The sequence below is a fragment of the Stenotrophomonas sp. YJH_SMC_4 genome (genome assembly GCF_059371575.1).
In genome coordinates this window covers 228,895-253,399 of the sequence record NZ_JCAFUR010000005.1, presented here as the reverse complement: position 1 = coordinate 253,399, position 24,505 = coordinate 228,895, and the positions used below count along the sequence as shown (strand labels likewise).

Annotated in this window: 27 protein-coding genes; 13 read left to right on the top strand and 14 right to left on the bottom strand. The window is 66.5% G+C overall.

The window, feature by feature from the left end; all coding sequences use genetic code 11:
• Positions 1 to 2: 2 nt before the first annotated feature.
• The 4 genes from AC5P9F_RS10980 to AC5P9F_RS10965 all read right to left on the bottom strand — a co-directional run bounded on the left by AC5P9F_RS10980 (position 3) and on the right by AC5P9F_RS10965 (position 4,686).
• Positions 3 to 2,282 carry a transketolase C-terminal domain-containing protein gene (locus AC5P9F_RS10980; protein WP_012480788.1) on the bottom strand — a complete coding sequence of 760 codons (2,280 nt, stop codon included), beginning with the start codon at positions 2,280 to 2,282 and terminating at the stop codon, positions 3 to 5.
• 62 nt (positions 2,283 to 2,344) lie between these two features.
• Entirely contained in the window at positions 2,345 to 3,001 is a 657-nt protein-coding gene (locus AC5P9F_RS10975; protein WP_005410282.1) for a glutathione S-transferase family protein, read from the bottom strand.
• Positions 3,002 to 3,177: 176 nt separating this feature from the next.
• Complete coding sequence (locus AC5P9F_RS10970) at positions 3,178 to 3,720, bottom strand: GNAT family N-acetyltransferase (protein ID WP_005410283.1); 543 nt, start codon at positions 3,718 to 3,720, stop codon at positions 3,178 to 3,180.
• A gap of 123 nt (positions 3,721 to 3,843) precedes the next feature.
• A complete protein-coding gene (locus AC5P9F_RS10965; protein WP_005410284.1) occupies positions 3,844 to 4,686 on the bottom strand; it encodes a glycine zipper 2TM domain-containing protein in 843 nt (280 codons plus the stop codon).
• A gap of 163 nt (positions 4,687 to 4,849) precedes the next feature.
• On the opposite strand from AC5P9F_RS10965, the gene AC5P9F_RS10960 reads away from it, so the two are divergent.
• Together AC5P9F_RS10960 and AC5P9F_RS10955 are read left to right on the top strand one after the other, a co-directional pair.
• The gene (locus AC5P9F_RS10960; RefSeq protein ID WP_005410285.1) at positions 4,850 to 5,068 is read left to right on the top strand and encodes a DUF6116 family protein; all 219 of its coding nucleotides are present in this window, start codon (positions 4,850 to 4,852) and stop codon (positions 5,066 to 5,068) included.
• Positions 5,065 to 5,838, top strand: a complete 774-nt coding sequence (locus AC5P9F_RS10955) for a TatD family hydrolase (RefSeq protein ID WP_005410286.1) — start codon at positions 5,065 to 5,067, stop codon at positions 5,836 to 5,838. The genes AC5P9F_RS10960 and AC5P9F_RS10955 overlap by 4 nt, the downstream gene beginning before the upstream one ends.
• 34 nt (positions 5,839 to 5,872) lie before the next feature.
• On the opposite strand, the gene AC5P9F_RS10950 is transcribed toward AC5P9F_RS10955, so the two are convergent.
• Entirely contained in the window at positions 5,873 to 6,697 is an 825-nt protein-coding gene (locus AC5P9F_RS10950) for a tRNA threonylcarbamoyladenosine dehydratase (RefSeq protein WP_088431281.1), read from the bottom strand.
• A gap of 80 nt (positions 6,698 to 6,777) precedes the next feature.
• Between AC5P9F_RS10950 and AC5P9F_RS10945 the strand changes: the two genes are divergently transcribed.
• Both AC5P9F_RS10945 and AC5P9F_RS10940 read left to right on the top strand, forming a co-directional pair.
• Positions 6,778 to 7,212: a hypothetical protein gene (locus tag AC5P9F_RS10945; RefSeq protein WP_012480790.1), complete on the top strand. Its 435-nt coding sequence runs from the start codon at positions 6,778 to 6,780 to the stop codon at positions 7,210 to 7,212.
• Between the two features lie 136 nt (positions 7,213 to 7,348).
• Positions 7,349 to 7,843, top strand: coding sequence for a glycine zipper 2TM domain-containing protein (locus AC5P9F_RS10940; protein ID WP_005410289.1), 495 nt, complete (start codon positions 7,349 to 7,351; stop codon positions 7,841 to 7,843).
• A gap of 73 nt (positions 7,844 to 7,916) precedes the next feature.
• Here the strand turns inward: AC5P9F_RS10940 and AC5P9F_RS10935 are convergent, their stop codons facing one another.
• Positions 7,917 to 8,126: a cold-shock protein gene (locus AC5P9F_RS10935; protein ID WP_005410290.1), complete on the bottom strand. Its 210-nt coding sequence runs from the start codon at positions 8,124 to 8,126 to the stop codon at positions 7,917 to 7,919.
• A gap of 236 nt (positions 8,127 to 8,362) precedes the next feature.
• Here AC5P9F_RS10935 and AC5P9F_RS10930 point away from each other — a divergent pair, with 236 nt between their 5' ends.
• The 3 genes from AC5P9F_RS10930 (at position 8,363) to arsC (ending at position 10,463) form a co-directional block, all read left to right on the top strand.
• On the top strand, positions 8,363 to 8,848 hold the full coding sequence (locus AC5P9F_RS10930) for a DUF456 domain-containing protein (RefSeq protein WP_033835435.1): 486 nt from the start codon (positions 8,363 to 8,365) through the stop codon (positions 8,846 to 8,848).
• 119 nt (positions 8,849 to 8,967) lie between these two features.
• Positions 8,968 to 10,122: a phospholipase A gene (locus AC5P9F_RS10925; RefSeq protein ID WP_005413953.1), complete on the top strand. Its 1,155-nt coding sequence runs from the start codon at positions 8,968 to 8,970 to the stop codon at positions 10,120 to 10,122.
• Positions 10,122 to 10,463 (top strand): arsenate reductase (glutaredoxin), encoded by a 342-nt coding sequence (arsC, locus tag AC5P9F_RS10920; RefSeq protein WP_062607409.1) that lies wholly within the window; start codon positions 10,122 to 10,124, stop codon positions 10,461 to 10,463. The genes AC5P9F_RS10925 and arsC overlap by 1 nt, the downstream gene beginning before the upstream one ends.
• 172 nt (positions 10,464 to 10,635) lie before the next feature.
• On the opposite strand, the gene AC5P9F_RS10915 is transcribed toward arsC, so the two are convergent.
• The 3 genes from AC5P9F_RS10915 to AC5P9F_RS10905 form a co-directional block, all read right to left on the bottom strand.
• A complete protein-coding gene (locus AC5P9F_RS10915; protein WP_012480793.1) occupies positions 10,636 to 11,271 on the bottom strand; it encodes a glutathione S-transferase family protein in 636 nt (211 codons plus the stop codon).
• A gap of 58 nt (positions 11,272 to 11,329) precedes the next feature.
• Positions 11,330 to 11,668 (bottom strand): hypothetical protein, encoded by a 339-nt coding sequence (locus tag AC5P9F_RS10910; protein ID WP_282256424.1) that lies wholly within the window; start codon positions 11,666 to 11,668, stop codon positions 11,330 to 11,332.
• Positions 11,669 to 11,794: 126 nt separating this feature from the next.
• Positions 11,795 to 13,312: a fumarate hydratase gene (locus AC5P9F_RS10905; protein ID WP_005410296.1), complete on the bottom strand. Its 1,518-nt coding sequence runs from the start codon at positions 13,310 to 13,312 to the stop codon at positions 11,795 to 11,797.
• Positions 13,313 to 13,458: 146 nt separating this feature from the next.
• Between AC5P9F_RS10905 and AC5P9F_RS10900 the strand changes: the two genes are divergently transcribed.
• The 4 genes from AC5P9F_RS10900 to AC5P9F_RS10885 all read left to right on the top strand — a co-directional run bounded on the left by AC5P9F_RS10900 (position 13,459) and on the right by AC5P9F_RS10885 (position 17,809).
• Complete coding sequence (locus tag AC5P9F_RS10900; RefSeq protein WP_099490325.1) at positions 13,459 to 14,355, top strand: RNA polymerase sigma-70 factor; 897 nt, start codon at positions 13,459 to 13,461, stop codon at positions 14,353 to 14,355.
• 36 nt (positions 14,356 to 14,391) lie between these two features.
• Positions 14,392 to 14,844, top strand: a complete 453-nt coding sequence (locus AC5P9F_RS10895) for a carboxymuconolactone decarboxylase family protein (RefSeq protein ID WP_076739322.1) — start codon at positions 14,392 to 14,394, stop codon at positions 14,842 to 14,844.
• A 233-nt stretch (positions 14,845 to 15,077) separates the two neighbouring features.
• Positions 15,078 to 16,949 carry an ABC transporter ATP-binding protein gene (locus AC5P9F_RS10890; protein WP_165710667.1) on the top strand — a complete coding sequence of 624 codons (1,872 nt, stop codon included), beginning with the start codon at positions 15,078 to 15,080 and terminating at the stop codon, positions 16,947 to 16,949.
• A gap of 80 nt (positions 16,950 to 17,029) precedes the next feature.
• A complete protein-coding gene (locus tag AC5P9F_RS10885) occupies positions 17,030 to 17,809 on the top strand; it encodes a ferredoxin--NADP reductase (protein ID WP_005410300.1) in 780 nt (259 codons plus the stop codon).
• A gap of 76 nt (positions 17,810 to 17,885) precedes the next feature.
• Here the strand turns inward: AC5P9F_RS10885 and AC5P9F_RS10880 are convergent, their stop codons facing one another.
• Complete coding sequence (locus tag AC5P9F_RS10880) at positions 17,886 to 18,365, bottom strand: glutathione peroxidase (protein ID WP_005413962.1); 480 nt, start codon at positions 18,363 to 18,365, stop codon at positions 17,886 to 17,888.
• 130 nt (positions 18,366 to 18,495) lie between these two features.
• Here AC5P9F_RS10880 and AC5P9F_RS10875 point away from each other — a divergent pair, with 130 nt between their 5' ends.
• Positions 18,496 to 20,664, top strand: a complete 2,169-nt coding sequence (locus AC5P9F_RS10875) for a M3 family metallopeptidase (RefSeq protein ID WP_495231942.1) — start codon at positions 18,496 to 18,498, stop codon at positions 20,662 to 20,664.
• Between the two features lie 203 nt (positions 20,665 to 20,867).
• On the opposite strand, the gene AC5P9F_RS10870 is transcribed toward AC5P9F_RS10875, so the two are convergent.
• The 4 genes from AC5P9F_RS10870 to AC5P9F_RS10855 all read right to left on the bottom strand — a co-directional run bounded on the left by AC5P9F_RS10870 (position 20,868) and on the right by AC5P9F_RS10855 (position 24,128).
• On the bottom strand, positions 20,868 to 21,629 hold the full coding sequence (locus AC5P9F_RS10870; protein ID WP_012480798.1) for a hypothetical protein: 762 nt from the start codon (positions 21,627 to 21,629) through the stop codon (positions 20,868 to 20,870).
• A gap of 142 nt (positions 21,630 to 21,771) precedes the next feature.
• Positions 21,772 to 22,887: a cyclopropane fatty acyl phospholipid synthase gene (gene cfa / locus AC5P9F_RS10865; RefSeq protein ID WP_012480799.1), complete on the bottom strand. Its 1,116-nt coding sequence runs from the start codon at positions 22,885 to 22,887 to the stop codon at positions 21,772 to 21,774.
• A gap of 19 nt (positions 22,888 to 22,906) precedes the next feature.
• Positions 22,907 to 23,788, bottom strand: a complete 882-nt coding sequence (locus tag AC5P9F_RS10860; RefSeq protein ID WP_005410304.1) for a DUF3298 and DUF4163 domain-containing protein — start codon at positions 23,786 to 23,788, stop codon at positions 22,907 to 22,909.
• A gap of 37 nt (positions 23,789 to 23,825) precedes the next feature.
• Positions 23,826 to 24,128, bottom strand: coding sequence for a GNAT family N-acetyltransferase (locus tag AC5P9F_RS10855; RefSeq protein ID WP_005410305.1), 303 nt, complete (start codon positions 24,126 to 24,128; stop codon positions 23,826 to 23,828).
• 209 nt (positions 24,129 to 24,337) lie between these two features.
• Between AC5P9F_RS10855 and AC5P9F_RS10850 the strand changes: the two genes are divergently transcribed.
• Positions 24,338 to 24,499, top strand: a complete 162-nt coding sequence (locus AC5P9F_RS10850; RefSeq protein ID WP_005413966.1) for a hypothetical protein — start codon at positions 24,338 to 24,340, stop codon at positions 24,497 to 24,499.
• The last annotated feature ends 6 nt before the right edge of the window (positions 24,500 to 24,505 follow it).

Here is a 24,505-nt window from a genome sequence, read left to right as displayed (position 1 = left end):
CATCAAGGTTCCTGCGCCAGTTCAAGGGCGGCGCCAATCACCGCATTGTCGCTTGGAAGCCCGAACATTGCTGCCCCTGCCAGCGGGGTATAGGTATCGGCGCCGCAGACCCGGCGCAGCGGCAGGTGGCCGAAACCGGCCTCGACCAGTGCGGTGACCACACCCTCGCCCACCCCTCCACTGTGGCGGCCCTCGTCCAGCACCAGCACGCGCCGTGCGCTGGCGGCCTGGCTGGCGATGAAGCCGGCATCCAGCGGCACCAGCCAGCGCAGGTCGACCACCCGTACCTGCCAGCCCAGTTGCTGTTCGATGGCCCGCGCTGCGCGCAGCGCCATCGGCACGCCATTGCCGTAGGTGTAGACCACCAGGTCGCCAGCCTCCGGCCCGTAAACACGGCCTTCGCCCGGCACCAGTGCCCGGCCCTGGGCCGGGTAGTCGAACAGCCACTGGCCATCGCCCGGCTCATGCAGGTCCTTGCTCATGTACAGCGCGATCGGCTCCAGGAACACCGCCACGCGCCCATCCACCCGGGCCAGCGCCGCCAGCGTGCGCAGCATCATCACCGCGTCGTCGCCGCGCGATGGGCAGCCGACCACCAGCCCGGGGATGTCGCGCAGGGCGGTGACCGAGTTGTCGTTGTGGAAATGGCCGCCGAAACCCTTCTGGTAGCCCAGCCCGGCCACCCGCACCAGCATCGGGTTGCGGTACTGGTCGTTGGAGAAGAACTGCAGCGAACAGGCTTCGCCACGCAGCTGGTCGATGGCGTTGTGCAGATAGGCCAGGTACTGGATCTCCGGGATCGGCAGCATGCCCATGTTGGCCAGGCCCTGCGCCATGCCCAGGATCATGGTCTCGTCCAGCAGGGTGTTGAAGACCCGGCGCGGCCCGAAGCGGCGCAGCAGATCCTTGGTGACGGTGTAGACACCGCCCTTCTGCGCCACGTCCTCGCCGAACAGCAGGCTCTGCGGATACTTGGCCAGCAGCTCCTGCAGACCATGATTGATCTGGATTGCGAGATGCCGCGGCGCCTGTCGTTCCGGCAATGCCTCGGCACCGCCATAGAGTGCCTCGCGTGCTTCGGCAGCGACCTCGCGCTGCGCTTCGGCCTGCACCGCTGCAGGGGTGTACGGTGCCAGCGGCGCCATCACCTCCCGCAGCGACTGCAGCTTCGCACTGCCTTCGGCATCGGCGGCAGCGGCCATGCAACGCGCGCGCATCGTTTCGTAGGCCACTTCGATGGCGGCCGCATCCATCCAGCCTGATTCCAGCGCGATCTGCGCCGAGCGCAGCAGCGGATCCTGCGCCTCGGCCGCGCACAGTTCCGGCAGCGCGCGCCATTCCACTTCAAAGTCGGTGCCGGCATGGCCCATCAGGCGCGTGGTGCGCAGATGCAGGAAGGTCGGCCGCCGCGTGCGCCGGCAGTGTTCCACCGCCGCCTGCACCTGGGCGTGCCCGGTGGCCAGGTCGAGGCCATCGGCAAAGAAATAATCCAGCCCCGGCTGGTGGCTGAAGCGCTCGGCGATCCAGCCATCGGGGGTCTTCACCGAGATGCCCAGGCCGTTGTCCTCGCAGACGAACAGGATCGGCGCCGGTAGTTTCTGGTAGGCCGACCACATCGCGGTATTGAAGGCGGTCTGCGCGGTGGCGTGGTTGGCCGACGCATCGCCGAACGAGCACAGCACGATGCTGTCGGTGGGAATGGGCAGCGCCTGCCCCAGCCGCTTGCCACTCTCGATGGCCAGCGCGGTACCCAGCGCCTTGGGCAGGTGCGACGCAATCGTCGAGGTCTGCGGCAGCACCCACAATGGCTTGCTGCCCCACACCTTGTGGCGGCCACCGCTGGCCGGATCATCCGCGCTGGCGGCGAAGGACAGTGCCGCATCGCGCAGCGGGTCGATGCCCGGCACCTGCCGCGAACGCTCGGCCATGAAGGCGCCGGAACGATAGTGCAGGAAGGCAGGATCGGTGTGCCGGCAGGCCCGCGCCAGCAGCGCGTTGCCTTCATGGCCGGACGAACCGATGGTGTAGAAGACCTTGTTCTGCACGCGCAGCACGCGCGCCATCAGGTCCAGCTGGCGGCTGGCCAGCTGCGAGTCGAACAGTTCATCGAAGGCGGCAGCGGTGAGCGTACTGCCCGGCAGGATCGGAGCATCTGCCGCGGGTCGCGGGCGCGGCGTCCCGCGCCACCCGCGCACCGCCTCAAGGAAATTGACGTCGCACACCTCGGCGCGGTTGAGCCCCCGCATGCGTGCGGGAATCGGATCCGGAACCACAGCGAACATCGAACACCCTCCGTGTCGTTGTTGCGTTCCGCCCGGCAATACCGGGCGCTACCCTGTGGGCATCAAGCCGCCTCGAAGCGCGAGCGCACCTCGGCGGTCACCGCCGGCATCGGCAGGAAGCGCGGCTGCGCACGCACGCGCTGCAGCCAGGCGCGAACTTCCGGGAACGGCTCCAGGCTGATGCCGCCCTCGCCCGCCACATCGGTATAGGCAAACAGGGCGATATCGGCAATGCCGTATCCGCTGCCGGTGAACCACTGCGCTTCGCGCAGGTGCTGCTCCATCACCGCCAACGCGGTGGCGGCACGCTCGTGCAGGCGTGGCAGTTCGGCACGGCGTGGCGAGTCGGGCGCCGTCCAGCCCCGGATGAAGCGCGCTACCGCCACGCACGGCTCGTGCGTGTACTGCTCGAAGAACATCCAGCTCAACGCCTGCGCACGCTCCCAGCCATCGCTGGGCAGGTAGGGCGTGCCTTCGGCCAGCCAGAACAGGATCGCGTTGGATTCGGTCAGCACGCGGCCGTCGTCGCGGACGATCAGCGGCACCTTGGCATTCGGGTTGAGCGCCAGGAATTCGGGCGTGTGGGTCTGGCCATGGGCACTGTCCACTTCCACCCAGCGGTAACGGCTGCCGAGCTGCTCAAGCAGCAGCCGGACCTTGTGGCAATTGCCCGAGACCGACATGCCATGCACCGTCAGCGGGACGCGCTCTTCCACCATTGCCTGCTCCATCGGATCCGGCCGGCGGCCGGCTGCGTGCAGTCTGGCAAGTGCGCCAGGGAATGCCAAGCGCGGATGCAGCATGGCACCCCGGTAGTGCCGGCCGCTGGCCGGCATCCTCCATGCAGCTGGATCCAAGCGATTGCCGGCCAGCGGCCGGCACTACCGGGCCACGTTCAGCGTGCACGCTGCCGCCACTGTTCGCGCGACTGGCCCCAGATCTGCATCGGTTTGTCGTTGTACGGCGGCGGCAGTTCGCCCATCCGCAGCAACGTGCTGCCCAGCTTGCGCGCGACCGCCCGCGAGTTGTCGTTGTTCTCGGCGATGGTATGGATCACCTCGTGCCAACCCAGCGTGTCGAAGGCCCAGTCGATCGCCGCGACCGCCGCTTCCGGCGCATAGCCCCGGCCCCAGCTCGCGCGGCGGATGCCCCAGCCGACCTCGGTACCCGGCCAGTCCTGCGGTTGCCAGGGGCCCATCCGCCCGATCCAGTCCCCGCTGGATTTTTCGATCACGCTGAACATCGAGAAGCCGAACAGCTGCCAGGCGCCAGCCAGGCTGCAGAAGCCGCGCCAGGCTACCGAAGGCGGCTGCACGCCACCGAGCGTGCGCATCGTTTCCTCGTCGGCGCAGAACGCCAGATAGGGTTCGTAGTCCTCGCGCAGCAGCGGACGCAGGATCAGGCGCTCGGTTTCCAGGCGCAGGTCGAAGATGCTCATGCCGACTCCATGTCGAAGGGGCCACCATGATGGTGGATTCCGCCTCCACACGGATGAATGCCCGCGCTCACAACGAAACGGGCCGGCATGCGCCGGCCCGTCGGGTACAGCACGTATTCTGGATTACTGGCGCGTGGCCGCAGTGGCGCCGGCAGCAGCGGTCTGCGTGACCAGCTGGCCATCGACCACCGGCAGGCGATCACTGGCCGGCTTGTTGTCCATGCGCACGGTCTTCTCGGCGCCGTCGTAGCGGTAGGTCACGTTGTAGCCCTTCACCACGTCATTGGTGCCCATGGCGATGCGGTTGCCCGGCTTGCTGGCCATGCGCATGGTGCCGGTGGTGCCGTCCTCGTTGCGGTAGGTCACGTTGTAGCCGGTAACACGGCTCGACTCGGAGGTGGCGGTCTCGGTGTGGCACTGGCGCTCGGTGCGGTTGACCACGCGGCCACCCACATGGCGCTTGTCGATCTGGTTGCCGATGAAGCCACCGGCCACGGCACCGGCTGCGGTCGCGGCCTTCTTGCCGTTGCCACCGCCGACCTGGTTGCCGAGCAGGCCGCCGACCACCGCGCCGACCACGGTGCCGCCGACGTTGCCGTCACGCTCCGGCAGGCGCTCCTGCACGGTCACGTCCTGGCAGACCTCGTGCGGGGTCTGGGTGGTGGAGGTCTCGCGCACGGGATCGGTGCCGATCACGGTGGCGTAGGCCTTCTGCTTCTCGGTGATCGGGTCGACCTTCAGCACGTCGGCGTATTCCAGCCCGCGCGGTGCAGACGGGTCGAGCTTGTCACCACGCGCGCCATCGTCAACGGCATTGCCGTCAACCAGCCGCGATTCACCGTTGGGGGTTCCGGCGCTGATGGAATCAGGCGACTTGTCGCCACTCTTCATGAAGGCGGCGGTGGCGATGCCACCGACCAGCAGCGCGCCCGCTGCGACCAGGACAGTTGTAGTTGTGCTTTTCATGACCTGCTCCTTGCGGACCATCCGCAACGTTCTCGGCCCAGATTGCAGCATGCACTGCCTGAACGGAATCTCCACATTTCCTGCTCATTCCTGTAACCCATTCAGCATCGGGAAATGCTGGGCCCGTGGTAGCGTTTGCATATTCCCCACGAGGATCCACGCCATGGCCAACCCGATGCTGCTGCCGGTACTGCAATGGGCCCGCCGGCTGCGCTACCCCACCCTGTTCAAGCTGACCGCCGGCCTGTTCGTGCTGACCCTGTTCATTCCCGACCCGATTCCGTTCGTCGACGAGCTGGTACTGGGCTTCGGCACCCTGCTGCTGGCCAACTGGAAGAGCCGCAATACGGTCCCGGCCCCGCCGCCGCTGGAACAGCGTTGATCCCGCTGGTCGACAGCCACTGCCATCTGGATGCCAGTGAATTCGATGCTGACCGCACGGCGGTGATCGAGCGCGCGGGCGCTGCGGGCGTGCGCGAGCAGGTGGTACCGGCCGTCACGGCCGCCAGCTGGCCGAAGCTGCGCGAGGTCTGCCGGCAGGCACCGGGGCTGTACCCGGCCTACGGCCTGCATCCGATGTTCCTGGCCGAGCACCGGCCCGACCATCTGCCGCTGCTGCGCGAATGGATCGTTCGCGAACGCCCGTGCGCGATCGGCGAATGCGGGCTGGACTTCTTCGTCGAGGGACTGGATGCAGAGGCGCAACAGGCGTACTTCATCGGCCAGCTGCAACTGGCCCGCGAGTTCGAGCTGCCGGTGATCGTGCATGCGCGACGCGCGGTGGATGCGGTCATTGCCGCGATCCGTCGCGTCGGCGGCCTGCGCGGCGTGGTGCACAGCTTTTCCGGCAGCCCGGAACAGGCCGCGCAACTGCACCGGCAAGGCTTCCTGCTCGGTCTCGGTGGTCCGCTGACCTACGGTCGCGCGCAACGGCTGCAGCGCCTGGTGCGCGGGATGCCGCTGGAACAGCTGCTGCTGGAGACCGACGCGCCCGACCAGCCTGACGCCGGCATCCGCGGCCAGCGCAACGAACCAGCGCGACTGGCAGTCATCGCCCGCCACGTGGCTGCACTGCGCGGGATGGAGCTGGACGCGGTGGCCCGGGCCACGACGGAGAATGCGCGGCGCCTGTTCGCGCTGCCGGCAATGTAACGGGCAGGTGCCGGCCGCTGGCCGGCACGATCCATCACACCTCGCTGGACTCGACCACTTCGGCCTTCACCTTCTTCGGCTCCAGCAGCATTTCAAGCGCCTTGCCGACCGCCGCGAAGGCGAAGGCACCGGTGATGTGGGTTGCCGCACCGAGGCCTGCGCCACAGTCCAGTTTCAATGCAGCATCCGCACCGAGGTTCGGGCGGATGCCGCAGACGCTGCCATCGGCCTGCGGATACTTCACGTTTTCCAGCGAGTACACCGCCGGTACGCCAAAATAGCGCTTGGCATTCTTCGGGAAATTGAACTCGCTGCGCAGCTTCTTGCGGATCAGCGCCAGCATGGCGTCGTGCTCGGTGCGCGAGACATCGCGGATGCGCACCAGGGTCGGATCGGTGCGACCACCGGCAGCCCCCACGGTCAGCAGCGGCAGCTTGCGGCGGCGGCACCAGGCGATCGTCTCGACCTTCACCCGGAAGCTGTCGCAGGCATCGATCACCAGGTCGAAGCCATGGTCCAGCAACTCGGCCATGTTCGACACGGTCAGGAATGCCTGCACGGCATCGACCTCGATGTCCGGGTTGATCGCACGGCAACGCTCGCCCATCGCCTCGGCCTTGTTGCGGCCGTAGTTGCCTTCCATCGCCGGCAGCTGCCGGTTGGTGTTGGACACGCAGATGTCATCGGCGTCGATCAGGGTCAGGTGGCCGACCGCCGAACGCGCCAGCGCTTCCACCACCCACGAGCCGACCCCGCCCATGCCCACCACCGCCACGCGGCTGCCCTGCAGGCGCTCGAGCGCACCTACGCCATACAGCCGTTCGATGCCGGCGAAGCGTTGTTTGACCTGTTCGTTCATGCGGCTATTTTAACGTGCAGGCGCCAGCGCCTACAGCGCGCCGGCATCGAACCCACCGTTGCACGCCAGGAGAGCCCGCCATGAACGCCAGCCCGCCCCGCCGCCCGTCCACTGCCCAGCGGTACCTGTTCGTGCTGTGCCTGGGCCTGCTGATCGGCCTGGTCGCCACGGTCATGGTCGGCCGCGCCCTGCAGGCCCGCCGCGACCCGTTCCCGGACAGCCTGATGCAGGTGATGCAGCGGCAAGCGCAGCTGCTGCAGCAGGCCCAGCAGCAGAACCGCTGCAGCCTGGCCGACAGCGTGCCGCGGCTGCAGGCCCTGCGCCTTCTGTCCAACGACCTCGACCTGGCCTTTCCCGGGCTGAAGGACAACGGCCGGTTCCAGCAGCACGCCAGCCAGCTGCGCGGCAACCTCAACGCCGCATTGGCGGCTCCGCCCAGTGACTGCACCGCCCTGGCCAAGGTCGTGGAAACCGTGCAGGCCGACTGCCGTGCCTGCCACCAGGACTTCCGCTGACGCGCATTCATCCTGTAGCCGGGCAAGGCACGCCTGGTTGGCACCTTGTTCACGTTCGAAAGGAGAGGATTCGTCCACCCTGCTGCATGACGCAGTACCACCCAACACACCCGCCTTCACGGCCAGGAGACGCTCCATGAAGATCCAGCTCATTGCCGCCAGCGCCATCGCTACCCTCGCCCTGGCTGGCTGTGCCACCTCGCCCGGCTACGGTGGCGGTGGTTACAACAACGGCTACAACAATGGTGGCTACGGCAACAACGGCGGTTACAACCAGGGCCGTTGCGCTGACTGTGGCATCGTCACCCGCATCAACACCGTGCCGTCGGGCCGCACCGCGCCCAGCGCGACCGGCGCCATCCTCGGCGGCATCGTCGGTGCCGTGGCCGGCCATGAGATCTCCGATCACACCGGTGGCAGCCGTGGCAACAAGAACATCGCTGCGGCCGCAGGTGCGGTCGGTGGCGCGCTGGCCGGCAACCAGATCCAGAAGAACGTCACCAGCGATACCTACGACATCAGCGTGCGCATGGACGATGGCCGCACCATCGTGGTCAACCAGCGCGACCTCGGCGGCATCCGCGAAAACACCTACGTGCGCGTGGTCAACGGCAAGGTCATCCTGCGCTGACCTGCGCCGGGCCGGCGGCAAAGAAAAAGGCCCGCTTGCGCGGGCCTTTTTCATGTGACGGCTTGCAGCGCGATCAGGTCGGCTGCACGGCGTCGGCCTGCAGGCCCTTCTGGCCCTGCACGACGGTGAAGGTGACCTTCTGGCCTTCCTTCAGGCTCTTGAAGCCCTGGGTCTGGATGGCACGGAAGTGCACGAACACGTCTTCGCCGTTTTCACGGCTGATGAAGCCGAAGCCCTTTGCATCGTTGAACCACTTGACGGTACCGGTCTCGCGATCAGACATCTCACTAACTCCCTGGTGACTCTCTCTTGTTGTTGGAAACGCCTGGTGGGCGGCTGACAAGCAAGGGGGAAGCGAGGTGCATCGATGCAGCGGATCGGGAAGATCTTGCTTCATCAGGCCACGATCCACGGTGACCTTGCCAAGCTCAGCGACTGCAACTTAACCCGCCCAAAACGAAAAAGCAACTGGCAAAATCTTTCACTGTCAACCCCAAAACGGCGACCATACGGGACAGCATGGGACTCTCATTCATCTTATATCTGCTAGCGGTCATTTTTGTCCTTGTCGGCATCGCCGGAATCATCCTGCCAGCCCTGCCCGGCATCCCGCTGGTGTTCATCGGACTGCTGCTGGCGGCTTGGGCGGACGGCTTCACCCACGTCGGCTGGCCGACCCTGGTCGCGCTGGGCGTACTGACCGTCCTCTCGCTGCTGGTGGACGTGCTGGCCACGGTGGTGGGTGCGCAGCGGGTCGGTGCCAGCCGCAAGGCGCTGTGGGGTACGTTCGTCGGCAGCATCGTCGGCCTGTTCTTCATGCCGATCGGCCTCTTTGCAGGCCCCCTGATCGGCGCCCTGGCCGGCGAGTACTGGCACACCCGCGAACTGGGGCGCTCGACCAAGGTAGGCCTGGCCACCTGGCTCGGTATCCTGCTCGGCCTGGCGCTGAAACTGGCCGTGGTGATCGCGATGCTCGGCCTGTTCGCCTTCGCCTGGTTCCTGTAACCCGCACTGCCTTCACGCCGCGCGCACGCGGTGCCCGTGCATAAACCGTGGGGGCTGGCCGTGAACCGGTGCAGCCGCCACACTGTGCGATTCCCGTATTCACCTAAGGGCCTGCTGTAATGACCCTGTCTCCGCTGCTTCCCCGTCTCGCGCCGCTGGCGCTGGCCCTGGCCAGTGCGCCGCTGGCCGCGCAGGAGTTCGCGCCCAGCGCCGAAGCCTCGCCGGCCGCGTGCGCGGCGATTACCACCGATGCTGCCCGCCTGGCCTGTTATGACCGCCAGTTCGGCCGTACCCCGCAGGCCACTGCCGAGGCCGACGCTGCGGCCGAGGCGGCCGCGCAGGCCCGTCGCGAAGAACGCCAGACTGCACGCGTGAGCCAGGGCGAAGAGAAGCTGCGCGAGCGGGTCAGCGATCTGTTCCGTCCAGCAGCCCCTGACAGCGCACTGGCCAATGCTGGCCGCGGTTCGCTGCTGGACAGCCGCTGGGAACTGGCCGAGGACTCCAAGCTGGGCCCGTTCCAGCTGCGCGCCTACAAGCCGGTGTACCTGCTGCCGGCATTCTGGACCAGCGATCGCAACACCACGCCGCATTCGCCGAACCCGGCCAACACGGTCACCACGCCGCAGGTGCTGGACAGTGCCGAGCTGAAGTTCCAGATCAGTTTCAAGACCAAGATCGCCGAGAACCTGTTCGGCGACAACGGCGACATCTGGGCCGGCTACACCCAGAGCTCGCGCTGGCAGGCCTACAACGGCGAGGATTCACGCCCGTTCCGCGAAACCAATTACGAGCCGGAAGTGATGATGGTGTTCCGCAACGGCTACTCGATCGGTGGCTGGCGCGGGCGCATGACCGGCATCGCGCTGAACCACCAATCCAACGGCCGCGCCGACCCGCTTTCGCGCAGCTGGAACCGGGTGATGCTCAACATCGGCCTGGACCGCGAGAACTGGGCGCTGGTACTGCGCCCCTGGTACCGCATTCCCGAGACCCGCAGCGACGACAACAACCCGGACATCGAGGATTACATGGGCCGCGGTGATGCGACCCTGACCTGGAACCGCAACGGCCACGAAGTCTCGCTGATGGCGCGCCATTCGCTGCGCACCGGCAGCCGCTCGCACGGTGCCCTGCAGCTGGATTACGGTTTCCCGATCAGCAACCTGCTGCGCGGGCATGTGCAGGTGTTCGACGGTTACGGCGAAAGCCTGATCGACTACAACCACAAGGCCACCTACGTGGGCGTGGGCGTGTCGCTGCTGGAGTGGTTCTGATGCCCGTGACGATCTGGCACAACCCGGCCTGCAGCAACTCGCGCGGCGCATTGAAGCTGATACGTGATGCCGGCTTTGATCCAGCGGTGATCGAGTATCTCGGCAATCCACCCGATGTGGCTACACTGCGCCAGGTGCTGGCCGAATCAGGATTGAGCGCACGTGATCTGGTGCGCAGCAAGGAGGCGCAGTTCGCCGAACTGGGCCTGGAAGGTGCGGACGAGGCCACGCTGCTGGCCGCGATGGCCGAACACCCGCGACTGATCAACCGCCCCGTGGTGCGCACGGACAAGGGCACACGCCTGTGCCGTCCACCGGAAACAGTGCTGGAGATCCTGTAACCCGCACCGCCGCCGCGTAGCGGAGCGTGTTGGTAGAGTCGACTGTTAGTCGACTCCCTCCTCACCCTTCATATGCATCCGCGGAAAAGCCCGCACTGCGTGCGATAGTCGACTGACAGTCGACTCTACCCCAGCGCCCTCTTCTACCCGGATGCCCTCCCCCCCGGCTGGCTTACAGCCAGTCGGTGATGCCTTCGCGGCGGTACACCTCGGCGAACGCCGGGCGCGCCTTCATCGACGTGGCGTGCGCCTTCAGTACCGGCCAGGTGTCGGTGGGCCTGGGCATGTTGCGCGACCAGCGCATCAGCATCACCAGCATGTAGTCGACCACGCAGGGCGTGGCGCCCAGCAGGTAGGGGCCATGTGCATGCAGGTGCGCGGCCACATGCTGCCAGGCCGCTTCCAGGCGCTGCCGTGCCATGCCGCGGCTGGCCTCGATATTCGCCTCGCCCGCCATTTCGTGTGGATAGAACCAGGCTCGATAGGCCGGCTGCAGCGTATTGGCACACCAGAACATCCAGCGGTAGGCATCGGCGCGCTGCGGCGTGCCCAGCGCGGGCAGCAGGTTGGCGTCCGGATGGCGATCAGCCAGGTACAACGCAATGGCCGCCGCTTCGGTCAGTACCAGGCCATCGATCAGCAGTGTCGGCACCACACCGGCCGGATTCAGCGCCAGGTACTGCGCCGACTTGTGCTCGCGCGCGTCGAAATCCAGCAGCACCAGTTCATGCTCGATGCCCAGCTCGATCAGCAGCCAGTGCACCACCAGCGCGGCGGTACTGGTCGAACCATACAGCGTGGTGCTCATGCAGAAGATCCTGTACAGGTGGATCAGCCGATTATGCGCCCGCGCGCACGATCGTTGCTCAGCCGCAGCTGCTCATGCAGGAATCCCGGCGTTCGCCACAGGACATCATCGGCGCGCGCATCGTACAGTCATGCGTCTTCAGTTCGCAGGCACGGCGCAGGTCCGGGTTGTCCACGTCCTTGCAGCGCTTGTCCGGCGCCGGCACCATCCGCTGCTCGCAATTGCTCTGGCGGCTGCCGAGAGAGTCATTCTGCGCCATGCAGCTGCGATAGCCGGCCTGGCACTGCACGCGGCACTGCGCCGATGCAGGGAAATCCGCGCCTTCGTACGACGCTGGGGTGTTGCAGCCGGCCAGCGCCAGCAGCATGCCTACCACGATGAATCGATGCAGGGCCATGGACACATCCTGTGCGAGGGTGTGCCGACCGTAGCAGAGCAAGGGCTACAGGCGCGTTAATCCTCCCCCCGGATACAACAACGGCGCCACACGGGCGCCGTTGTCTGGACCGGAGCGTGCGGGGAGTTACTCCACCACCACCGGAATCTTGCCGATGCGGGCCTGCCATTCGCGCGGGCCGGTCTTGTGCACCGATTCACCGGTGGAGTCGACTGCCACGGTCACCGGCATGTCCTGCACGGTGAACTCGTAGATCGCCTCCATGCCCAGGTCAGCGAAACCAACCACCTTGGCGGCCTTGATCGCCTTGGACACCAGGTAGGCCGAGCCACCGACGGCCATCAGGTAGGCCGACTTGTGCTTCTTGATCGCCTCGATCGCGGCCGGGCCGCGCTCGGCCTTGCCGACCATGCCCAGCAGGCCGGTCTGTGCCAGCACCTGCTCGGTGAACTTGTCCATGCGGGTGGCGGTGGTCGGGCCGGCCGGGCCCACCACTTCGTCGCGCACCGGATCTACCGGGCCGACGTAGTAGATGAAGCGGCCCTTCAGATCGACCGGCAGTTGCTCGCCCTTGTTGAGCATGTCGACCATGCGCTTGTGCGCGGCATCGCGGCCGGTCAGCAGCTTGCCGTTGAGCAGCAGGGTCTGGCCCGGCTTCCAGCTGGCCACGTCTTCCGGCGTGATCGTGTCCAGGTCCACGCGGGTGCCCTTGGACGCGTCGTAGGTCAGCTTCGGCCAGTCTTCCAGCGACGGCGGATCCAGCATCACCGGGCCGCTGCCATCGAGGGTGAAGTGCGCATGGCGGGTGGCCGCGCAGTTCGGGATCATCGCCACCGGCAGGTTGGCCGCGTGGGTCGGGTAGTCGTTGATCTTGATGTCGAGCACGGTGGTCAGGCCACCCAGGCCCTGCGCACCGATGCCCAGCGCGTTGACCTTCTCGTACAGCTCCAGGCGCAGCTCTTCGATGCGGTTGGACGCACCACGGGCCTGCAGCTCGGTGATGTCGATCGGCTCCATCAGCGCTTCCTTGGCCAGCAGCATCGCCTTCTCGGCGGTGCCACCGATGCCGATGCCGAGCATGCCCGGCGGGCACCAGCCGGCGCCCATGGTCGGCACGGTCTTCAGCACCCAGTCGACGATCGAGTCGGACGGGTTGAGCATGGCGAACTTGGTCTTCGCTTCCGAACCACCGCCCTTGGCGGCGACGATCACGTCGACCTTGTTGCCCGGCACCACCTTGACGTTGACCACGCCCGGGGTGTTGTCCTTGGTGTTGATGCGCTTGCCGGCCGGATCAGCCAGCACCGAAGCGCGCAGCTTGTTGTCCGGGTGCATGTAGGCACGGCGCACGCCTTCATTGGCCATGTCTTCCACGCCCATGGTGGCGTCGTCCCAGCGCACGTCCATGCCGATTTCCAGGAACACGGTGACGATGCCGGTGTCCTGGCAGATCGGACGGTGGCCTTCGGCGCACATCCGCGAATTGATCAGGATCTGGGCCATCGCTTCCTTCGCGGCCGGCGACTCCTCGCGCTCGTAGGCGGCGGCGAGGTTCTTGATGTAGTCGACCGGGTGGTAGTACGAGATGTACTGCAGCGCGTCGGCGATGGACTGGATGAGGTCTTCCTGCTTGATCGATGTCACGTCTTGCTCGCTTGCTCGAGGCTGGCGGGGGTAATCCGCCCATTTTACCCCCTCCCCCGGCCCCGGGGTGGTAGTGCCGGCCGCTGGCCGGCAAGATCCCCCCGACGCTCTGTCACGCCACGCGCCACTGCGGCGTCCTTGCCCACATGAACGCCGAAACCGCTTTCCAGACCCACCGCCCGCGCCTGATGGCCCTGGCCTACCGCCTGCTTGGCAGCCGCGCCGACGCCGAAGACGTGGTCCAGGATGCCTGGCTGCGCTGGTCCGGCGCCGACCCGGCGGCCGTCCGCGACCCCGAAGCCTGGCTGGTCACCACCACCACCCGGCTCGGCCTGGACCGGCTGCGCGCGGCCAAGCGCGAGCGCGTGCACTACGTCGGCCCATGGCTGGCCGAGCCGCTGGCGGTCACCCTGGAGCCCGACCCGGCGCCCGGCCCGGCCCAGCTGCATGCGCTGGCCGACGACGTTTCGGTCGCCTTCCTGACCCTGCTTGAACAGCTCGGCCCCGAGGAACGCGCCGCCTTCCTGCTGAAGGAGGCCTTCGACCACGACTACCGCGAGATCGCCGAGCTGATCGGCCACAGCGAGGCCAACTGCCGGCAGCTGGTGCACCGTGCCCGGCAGCGCCTGCAGGCCGGACGGCCGCGCTTCAACGCCGATGCCAGCCAGCACCGGCAGCTGCTGGCGCGCTTCATGGATGCCTCGCAGCGCGGCGACAGCGAGGCGATCCAGGCCCTGTTGCACACCAACGCGTTGCTGGTGTCCGACGGCGGCGGTGTGGTCACCGCAGCGGTGCGCCCGCTGCTGGGCGCCGAGCGCATCGGTCGCCTGTTCTGGGCCATTGCCCGCCGCGGCGCGGTGCATCCGGCGCAGTTGGGCTACGTCAACGGCGAGCCGGCGATCCTGCGCTTTGTCGGTGATCGCTTGCACTCGGTCACCACCATCGAGGTGGTCGATGGCCGCATCGCCAACGTGTACAGCGTGTTGAATCCGGAAAAGCTGCCGGGGGTTGTCACGCGCGGCGACGCTACGGCGTCCTGGTAGTGAAAGGCGGCCATCGTGGCCGCCGTGGAGCCCCCGATGTCCAATCACACTTCTCCCCGCGTCCCCTACACCCGCCTGGCCGCCGAGGCCTTCAAGGGCCTGCTGGCCATCAGCCAGGCGGTGCATGACAGCTCGATCGATCCGACCCTGATGGAACTGGTGTTCCTGCGCGTGTCGCAGCTCAACGGCTGCGGCTACTGCATGGACATGCACGGCACGGCGCTGCGCAAGGGCGGCATCGAGCCGCGCAAGCTGGACACGCTGCCGGCATGGCACGAGAGCCGCTTCTTCGACGAACGCGAGCGCGCGGCGCTGGGCTGGGCCGAGGCACTGACCCGGCTGACCGACGGCGCGCCGTCGCAGGCGGCGTTCGATGCATTGGCGCCGCACTTCGATGAGAAGGGCATCAGTGACCTGAGCATGGGCATCGCGGTGATCAATGCCTGGAACCGCCTCGGTGCGGGGTTGCTGCCGCCGCTGCCGGCCTGACCCACCCCGCCTTCGACAGTTCATCGGTGCTGCTGGTAGGTGTCGACCTTGGTCGACACGGTAGATCCACGCCATGCGTGGATGCGGGAGAGTCGGATCCCTTCGCTTCGCGAAGGGCTCTGACCCGCTGTGGGTCGCTGGGGTCAGAGCCCGCGCAAAGGGATCTGACCCCGGTGCCGGCCACACGCCTGCACTGACCCCCTCTGCACGTATCAGGCGCGCACAATACGCGCATGCCTGCTACCCCCACCGCTGGCGCTGACGCCGCGAAGAAACCCAGCCTGCGCCAGCGCTTCAGGGCCATGCGCAACCTGCCGCCGTTCCTGCGCATGGTCTGGAAGACCAGTCCCGCGCTCACCCTGGCCAGCCTCGGGCTGCGCCTGATCCGCGCGCTGCTGCCGGTGGCGATGCTGTACGTCGGCAAGCTGATCATCGACAGCGCCCTGCACCTGAGCCAGCACGACGCGGGCTTCCCGCCGCTGGGCGAAGCGCTGTCCAGCGGCGTGCTGAATCCGCTGCTGGGCCTGCTGGCGCTGGAATTCGGCCTGGCCATCGCCTCGGACCTGCTCGGCCGGCTGGTCAGCTACGCCGATGCCCTGCTCTCCGAGCTGTTCGCCAACGTCACCAGCATCCGGCTGATGGAACACGCGGCAACGCTGGATCTGGAGGACTTCGAGGACCCGGACCTGCAGGACAAGCTGGACCGTGCGCGGCGCCAGACCATGGGCCGGATGAACCTGATGAGCCAGCTGTTCGGCCAGGTCCAGGACGCGATCACCGTGGCCAGCCTCGCCGTCGGCCTGCTGGTCTACGCGCCGTGGCTGATCCTGCTGCTGGCGCTGGCACTGGTGCCGGCCTTCATCGGCGAATCGCACTTCAATGCGGCCGGTTACAGCCTCAACTTCCAGTGGACGCCCGAGCGCCGCCAGCTCGACTACCTGCGCCAGCTCGGTGCCAGCGTGGAAACGGCCAAGGAAGTGAAGATCTACAACCTGCACCGCTTCCTGGTGGAACGCTACCGGCGGCTGTCGGTGGCGCTGTTCCAGGCCAACCGTGCACTGGCCCGGCGCCGCGCGTTCTGGGGCACGCTGCTGGCTGCGCTGGGCACGCTGGGGTATTACACCGCCTACGCCTACATTGCCTGGCGCACGGTGCGCGGCGACTTTTCGATCGGCGACCTGACCTTCCTTGCCGGCAGCTTCCTGCGCCTGCGCCAGCTGCTGGAAGGCCTGCTGATCGGCTTCTCGCAGGTGGCCAGCCAGGCGCTGTACCTGGACGACCTGTTCTCGTTCTTCCAGATCGAGCCGGAAATCCACTCGCGCGAAGGTGCGGTGCGCGTGCCGCAGCCGATCCAGCAGGGTTTCGTGTTCGAGAACGTCGGTTTCTGCTATCCCGATGCCGAACAGTGGGCGGTGCGCCACCTCGATTTCCAGCTGCAGGCCGGCGAAGTGCTGGCCCTGGTCGGCGAGAACGGCGCGGGCAAGACCACGCTGGTGAAACTGCTGGCACGGCTGTACGAGCCCGACGAAGGCCGCATCCTGCTCGACGGCCGCGACCTGCGCGACTACGACCTGGACGACCTGCGCGCCAACCTCGGGGTGATCTTCCAGGACTTCGTGCGCTACAACCTCAGCGCCGGCGAGAACATCGGCGTCGGCCAGGTCGAGGCGATGGACGACCAGGCAAGAATCGCCGATGCCGCGCGACGAGGCATGGCCGAGGAAGTAATCGACGACCTGCCCGGCGGCTACGACCAGCTGATCGGGCGCCGCTTCAAGCAGGGCGTGGACCTGTCCGGTGGCCAGTGGCAGAAGATCGCCATTGCCCGCGCGTGGATGCGCAATGCGCAGGTGATGATCCTGGATGAGCCAACGGCAGCGCTGGATGCGCGCAGTGAGTTCGAAGTGTTCCAGCGGTTCAGGGAGCTGGCGGATAATCGTACGGCAGTGCTGATTTCCCACCGTTTCTCTTCGGTACGCATGGCCGATCGCATCCTGGTGCTGGCCGATGGCCGCATCGAGGCCAGCGGCACCCATGCGCAGCTGATGGCCCAGGGAGGACGGTACGCCGAGCTGTTCGAGCTGCAGGCGGCGGGTTACCGCTGAGAACGCCTCTCGTTCCGCCCAATGAGAACCCGTCTCATTTGAGATAGAATCACCCCCGACGACTTTCGATAGATACGCCCATGTCCTCCGCTTTCGGCGCCGAAACGGTGCTTGAGGTCCGTCACTGGACCGATGCCTACTTCAGTTTCACCACTACCCGCGACAGCGGCTTCCGCTTCGAGAACGGCCAGTTCGTGATGATCGGCCTGGAAACCGAGGCACGGCCGCTGCTGCGCGCCTATTCCATCGCCAGCGCCAACTGGGAAGAGCACCTGGAGTTCTTCAGCATCAAGGTGCAGGACGGCCCGCTGACCTCGCGCCTGCAGCACATCAAGCCGGGCGACAAGGTGCTGGTCGGCAAGAAGCCCACCGGCACCCTGCTGATCAGCGACCTGCACCCGGGCAGGAACCTGTACCTGCTGGGCACGGGCACCGGCATGGCGCCGTGGCTGTCGGTCATCAAGGACCCGGAGACCTACGAGCGCTTCGAGAAGGTGATCCTCTGCCACGGCGTGCGCTACGAGAAGGATCTGGCCTACCGCGATTACTTCGAGAAGGAACTGCGTGAGCACGAGTTCCTGGGCGAGATGATCGGCGACAAGCTGCTGTACTACCCCGCGGTCACCCGCGAGCCGTTCGCCAACCAGGGCCGCCTGACCCAGCTGATGGAAAGCGGCCAGATGCAGCGCACCCTCGGCCTGCCGGAGCTGAGCCCGGAAAACGACCGCGCGATGATCTGCGGCAGCCCGCAGATGCTGGCTGATCTGCGCAGCGTGCTCGATGCCCGCGGCTTCCAGGTCTCGCCGCGCATCGGCCAGCCGGGCCACTACGTGTTCGAGCGCGCGTTCGTCGAGAAATGATCTGCAACGGCAGCCGGCCGCCGGCCGGCTCTCCGTGCGCTCCGGGATTGCCGGCCAGCGGCCGGCACTACCCCCTTCACAGCAGCGCTTCGATCGCGCTGCGCAGCTGTTCCGGCCTGGTGGTTGGCGCAAAGCGCGCAGCCACCCGCCCTTGGCGATCGACCAGGAACTTGCTGAAATTCCACTTGATGCGGGCGCTACCCAGCAGGCCGCGCTTCTCGCGTGACAGCCATGCCCACAACGGATCAGCCCCCTCGCCGTTGACCTCGATCTTCTCCGAAAGCGGGAAGCTGACCGGATAATCCAGCGAACAGAACTGGCGGATCTGCGCGGCGTCCCCCGGCTCCTGCGCGCCGAACTGGTTGCATGGGAAGCCGATCACCACCAGGCCACGCTCGCGATACTCCTGCCACAGCTGTTCCAGCCCGGTGTACTGCGGGGTGAAGCCACAGCGGCTGGCGACATTGACCAGCAACAGCGGGTGACCCCGGTACCCGGCGAGGGCCTGTGGCTGGCCGTCGAGGTCGCGGAAGCTGAAATCGTAGGCAGTGGTCATGGCGGTGAACCGTGGGCGGTGAATGCATGGTACCCGCGCCCGGCCGCGGCAACATGCCTTTTGACACAAGTGCGGGCGCCGCCGGCCGGGTTACCCTCGGGCCCTTGTTTGCCTTACCGGAGTTCCTGCCTTGACCACCCGCCTTGCCCTTGCCGTGGCCATGTCCCTCGGCCTTGCCCTGCCCGCCTTCTCGGCCGGCGCCGCCACCCCGGCCGCCAGCAGCACCGCCCAGCAGGCCAATCCGTTCTTCGCCGAAAGCCCGCTGCCGCTGCACTTCCCGCAGTTCGACAAGATCAAGGACAGCGACTTCGCCCCGGCCTTCGACGCCGGCATGGCGCAGCAGCTGAAGGAAGTGGAGGCCATCGCCAACAACAAGGCCAAGCCGACCTTCGACAACACCATCATCGCCCTGGAAAAGAGCGGTGACATCCTCGATCGTGCGACCACCGTATTCTTCAGCCTGGTCGGTGCCGACACCAACGACACCCGCAAGAAGCTGCAGGCCGACTACTCGGCGAAGTTCGCCGCGCACAGCGATGCGATCGCGCTGAACGGCAAGCTGTTCGCCCGCATCCAGGCGCTGTATGACACCCGCAGCCAGCTGGGCCTGGACGCCGAAGGCGTGCGCCTGGTCGAGAAGTACTACGACAACTACGTGCGCGCAGGCGCCAAGCTGTCCGACGCCGACAAGGCCAAGCTGAAGGAGATGAACGCCGAGCTGGCCAACCTGGGTACCAAGTTCAGCCAGAACGTGCAGTCGGAGGTGAACGCTTCGGCGATCACCGTCGACGACGTCAAGCAACTGGACGGCCTGTCCAAGGAGCAGATCGCCGCCGCCGCCGAAGCCGCCAAGGCCCGCGGCCAGGACGGCAAGTACGTGATCACCCTGCTCAACACCACCGGCCAGCCGCCGCTGACCAACCTGGCCAACCGCGCCCTGCGCCAGAAGATCTACGAAGCGTCGGTGAGCCGCAGCAGCCGCGGCGGTGAGTTCGACAACACCGCGCTGGTCTCGCGCATCATGCAGCTGCGCGCCGACAAGGCCAAGCTGATGGGCTTCCCGAACTTCGCCGCCTACAACCTGACCAACCAGACCGCCAAGACCCCCGAAGCGGTCAACGCGATGCTGGGCAAGCTGGCCCCGGCCGCGGTGGCCAACGCCAAGCGTGAAGCCGCCGACCTGCAGGCGATGATCGACCAGGAACAGAAGGCCGCTGGCAAGCCGACGTTCAAGCTGGAACCGTGGGACTGGGCCTTCTACAGCGAGAAGGTGCGCCAGGCCAAGTACAACTTCGACGAGTCGCAGCTGAAGCCGTACTTCGAAATGAAGAACGTGCTGGAGAACGGCGTGTTCTACGCCGCGGGCCAGGAATTCGGCCTGACCTTCAAGCAGCGCACCGACCTGCCGGTCTACCACGATGACGTCACCGTCTACGACGTGTTCGACGCCGACGGCAGCCAGCTGGCGATCTTCATCTTCGACCCGTATGCACGCGCCTCCAAGCGCGGTGGCGCGTGGATGAACTCCTACGTCTCGCAGTCCAAGCTGACCGGCTTCAAGCCGGTGGTCGCCAATCACCTGAACATTCCGAAGCCGCCGGCCGGCCAGCCGACCCTGCTGACCTGGGACGAGGTGAACACCACGTTCCACGAGTTCGGCCACGCCCTGCACGGCATGTTCTCCAACGTGAAGTACCCGTACTTCTCGGGCACCTCGGTGCCGCGTGACTTCGTCGAGTTCCCCTCGCAGGTCAACGAGATGTGGGCCGACAACCCGGTCATCCTGAAGAACTACGCCAAGCACTACCAGAATGGTTCGGCGATGCCGCAGGCACTGCTGGACAAGGTGCTGGCGGCAGCCAAGTTCAACCAGGGCTTCGCTACCACCGAGTACCTGGGTGCGGCCATGCTGGACCAGCGCTGGCACCAGATCGGCGCCGACCAGGTGCCGGCCGCCAAGGACGTGATGGCCTTCGAGCGCGCCGCGCTGGAGAAGGACGGCATCTACTACGCGCCGGTGCCGCCGCGCTACAAGACCCCGTACTTCAGCCACATCATGGGCGGCTATTCGGCCGGTTACTACGCCTACATCTGGTCGGAAGTGCTCGACGCCAACACCCAGAAGTGGTTCAAGGACAACGGCGGCCTGAGCCGCAAGAACGGCGACCACTTCCGCGCCACCCTGCTGTCCAAGGGCGGCAGCGTCGACGCGATGCAGCTGTTCCGCGATTTCGCCGGCCACGAGCCGCAGATCGAACCGCTGCTGGAAAAGCGTGGCCTGACCGGCGCCGGCAACTGATCGCCCGCGCAGTAGCCTGAAACGAAAAACCGCCCGGGAAACCGGGCGGTTTTTTTTGTTGGGACATCCACGCATGGCGTGGATCTACTGGTGGGTGCCGACCGTTGGTCGGCACGATCCATTCGCGCCACGAACCCCGGCATCATCGATCCACACATGACGCACTCCAGTAGATCCGCGCCATGCGTGGATGCGCTTCCAGATCAGCGCCGAAACAGTCGCTCCCACCACCGTCGTTTCGGCGCACCGGGCGCGGCAGCGGCAGTCGATGCGATATCCGGGTGCGCTGCCACGAACTCCGCCAGCTGGGCCGCCGCGGCTTCCGCATAAAGGATCGCGCCATCCGGCGCGCAGTTCAGCAGATTGCTCAAGCTGGTCGATGCATTGAGATCCATCGGGTTCGGCTCGACCACCTCGCTGGCCTCCAGCAATCCGCATCCGCTGGCGATCGCTTCATCGACAACACGCCAGAAAACGACCAGGCGTCCATCGGAGAACAGCTCCTCCAGGCGCGCAGCAAGTGCGCTGTCCACTGCATAATCAGCGCGTAATTGCTTCAGCCGGGCATGCGTGATGAACACGCCACCACCATAGTTTTCACGTAGATGGTTGCCGGCGGCAGCATCCGCCCACTGCAACGGCACCAGTTGCCGCCAGTCCGCGAAATACCGGGCGACCACCGGATCGTCGATGAAAAACGAAAGGGCGCTCCCGCGGAGATAGTGATACCGCCGAAGGTGGCCGGCCACGATCGCCAGGTACAAAGCGTGCCCCTTCTCGAAAGGCACGTCGGCGCTGATCGAGCGAGCCTCGTCGATGCGTTCCTGCAACTGCTCCATGTAGAACGGCTCGATCCGGAACCGCTGTTGCAGCGCCTCGACCAGCGTCACGTCCTCCAGAGCACGGAAATAGATGTCACGGATCTCCGAATCCGCGACTGGATGGTAGGTGATGTCCCAACCCATGCTGCAACGCCTTCAGGAATGCGGTAACCCCGCCGACCCAACAGCGTAGCGTCGACGACGCCCACGCGCGGAGCTGACCGTGCAACACACGGATTTGGCGTCAGTAAGTATCGCATCCGGCCTGATCTACCCCTGCGCACCCTCAGCGTGGCGCCACGTACCCACCCGGTACGCCTTCCGGCGACAGCACCAGCTGCCACAGCTGCGCGTGCCGGCAGCGGAAGGTGGCCATCGATCCGGCCAGGTAGAACCGCCACATGCGGCGGAAATGCTCGTCGTAGCGCGCGTCCAGCTGCGGCCACGCCGCTTCCACGTTGCGTCGCCAAGCCTGCAGGGTGAGGTCGTAGTCGGTGCCGAAGTTGTGCCAGTCCTCCAGCACGAAGCGCCCTTCGAACGCCTTGCTGATCTGCACCGCCGACGGCAGCATTGAATTGGGGAAGATGTAGCGCGCGATCCACGGATCGGTGCGATGCCGCGAGATGTTGGTGCCGATGGTGTGCAGCAGCAGCAACCCGCGCGAAGACAGGCAGCGCCTGGCCACCTCGAAGAAACTGGCGTAGTTCTTGTCGCCGACATGCTCGAACATGCCGATCGAGAAGATCGCATCGAACGGCTCATCCAGTTCGCGATAGTCCTGCAGGCGGATCTCGATCGGCAGGCCGGCGCACAGTTCGCGTGCGAACCCGGCCTGTTCCTGCGAAATGGTCACGCCGACGCCGGTGACGCCGTAGCGCTCTGCTGCGAACTTCAGGGCTTCACCCCAGCCACAGCCGATGTCCAGCACACGCTGCCCGGGGCGCAGCCCCAGCTTGCGGCAGACCAGGTCCAGCTTGGCCTCCTGCGCGGCATCGAGATCACCGGCATTGCGCCAGTAGCCGCAGCTGTACACCAGGCGTTGGCCGAGCATGGCCTGGTAGAGGTCGTTGCCAAGATCGTAGTGGCGGCGGCCCACTTCGTAGCTGCCCTGCCCGACCTGCAGGTTGAACAGGCGCGCCTTCAGCGCATCGGCCACTTCGCGCCAACCGTGCACCCGTTCATCCAGGTGTGCCTGCATCAGGTGGACGAGGAATTCATCGAGGACGTTGGCATCCCACCAACCGTCCATGTAGCTCTCGCCGAGGCCGAGCGAGCCGTGCGCCATGACCCGCGCGAAGAAACGCGGGTCATGCACCTGGATGTCCTGTGGCTGGGTGCCGCCGATGCGGACCCCGGCTTCCTGCAGCAGGCCGGCGACCCGCTCCTGCAACCCTGTATCCACGCCACCTCCTCGACTGCGGTCAACCGCGTGCGAACAGCTCCACGTAGTCCTTGGCCACGTGCGGCAACAGCACCGCCGCCGGTACGTCGGCGGTCTGGGTGCCGTCCGAGTATGGACCCACCTGGTACGGCGGGAAAACAAAGCGCAGCGCGGTGATCTGCCCCTTGTCGTTGGTCAGCGGCTGGAACTGGCTGAAATTGTCGGCCTGGGGGCCGGTACCGTCGGCGATCATGCGCGATGCGTTACGCAGCGATTCCTGCAGCTGGGCCGGGTCCATGTCCTCGCCACTGAGGCGGGTGGCCACGCGTTCGCGCAGCTGGTCGGCGACGAAATCACTGATCGCCTTCCAGCCCTTGGCATCGGCCACCAGCTTGTCGGCACTGAGCATCTGCTGCTGCGCCGGCAGCCACACGAAACGCGCCACCAGCGGCTCGCCGTGGGCGCCACCGGTATAGCGGCTGCCATCGGCACTGACCACCACCAGCTGCGGCGTTTCCAGCAGCTTTTCGAAGCTCAGCGACAGTTCGTAGGGCATGGTCGGCTTGTCATTGCCGAGCCCGTCCAATGCCTGCTGCAGGTCGCTGCGTGCGCTGGTTGCGTAGTTCTGCAGCGCGCGCGCCAGGCCCGGGTAGCGATCGATGCCGGCCGGGTAGCTGATGCCCACCACTTCGCGCTCGTTGTTCTCGATCACGTCGCGCAGGTCCAGCGGCGCTTCCGTGGCCGGCGTTTCACCTGCGGCAGTGGCCTCGGCGGCGGGGGCCGCGTCGGTCGCCGGTGCCGGCTCGCTTTCACGCTGGCAACCGGCCAGCAACAGCACGCCCACCACGCCGGCCAGCACGCTGCCGTGCAATGGCCGGTTGTTTCCAATCTTCATCGGGATCCCCTGTTCATGTTTGTACATCATCGCCTGCCATGGCTGAAGCGTGGCCCGCTGGCATTCAGCCAGCGAGCAGGTCGTGGTACTCCTCGTGCCGCTGCAGGAAGGCCTCGGCGTAGGAACATGCCGGCACCACCTTGTACTTCTGCTCGCGGGCAAAGCGCAGTGCCACGCGGGTCAGCTCACCTGCGATGCCACGGCCGGCAATCGGCTCGGGTACCTCGGTGTGGGTGATGACCATGCGCCTGCGTTTGATCTGGTAATCGAGCACCGCCAGCTGTCCGCGCACACGGGCGGTGAAGCGATGGTTGGCCAGGTCGTGTTCGACCTCATAGGCCAGACCGGGGGGCGTGACCGAAGCCATGGAACTGTCTCCTGCGGCGACTGCGTGGATGGTGCGCAGCCGGGCGCCATGATCGCGTGAAGCCTGAACAGGGGCAAGTCCAATCCATTCACGTCAGTTTTCGACCCTCAAGCTGGAGCGAGGACGGCCGCTATCGCCTGTGGAGGGGTACGGCCATGCTGGCACGGCCCTTGCGACCGTTGATCATGCGCACCACCGCGGAGGCTCCGATGCACCCCAGCGATTCCCATTCCGACACCGACCGCGCCCTGCTGGAGGGCCTGCTGCAGCTGGCGGTGGAAGGGCAGACCGAAGATCAGGATTTCCAGCGCATCGGCGAAGAGGTATTCGCCCGCCTGCTGGACACCTACGGCCAGCAGACCCGCGCCTGACCAGGA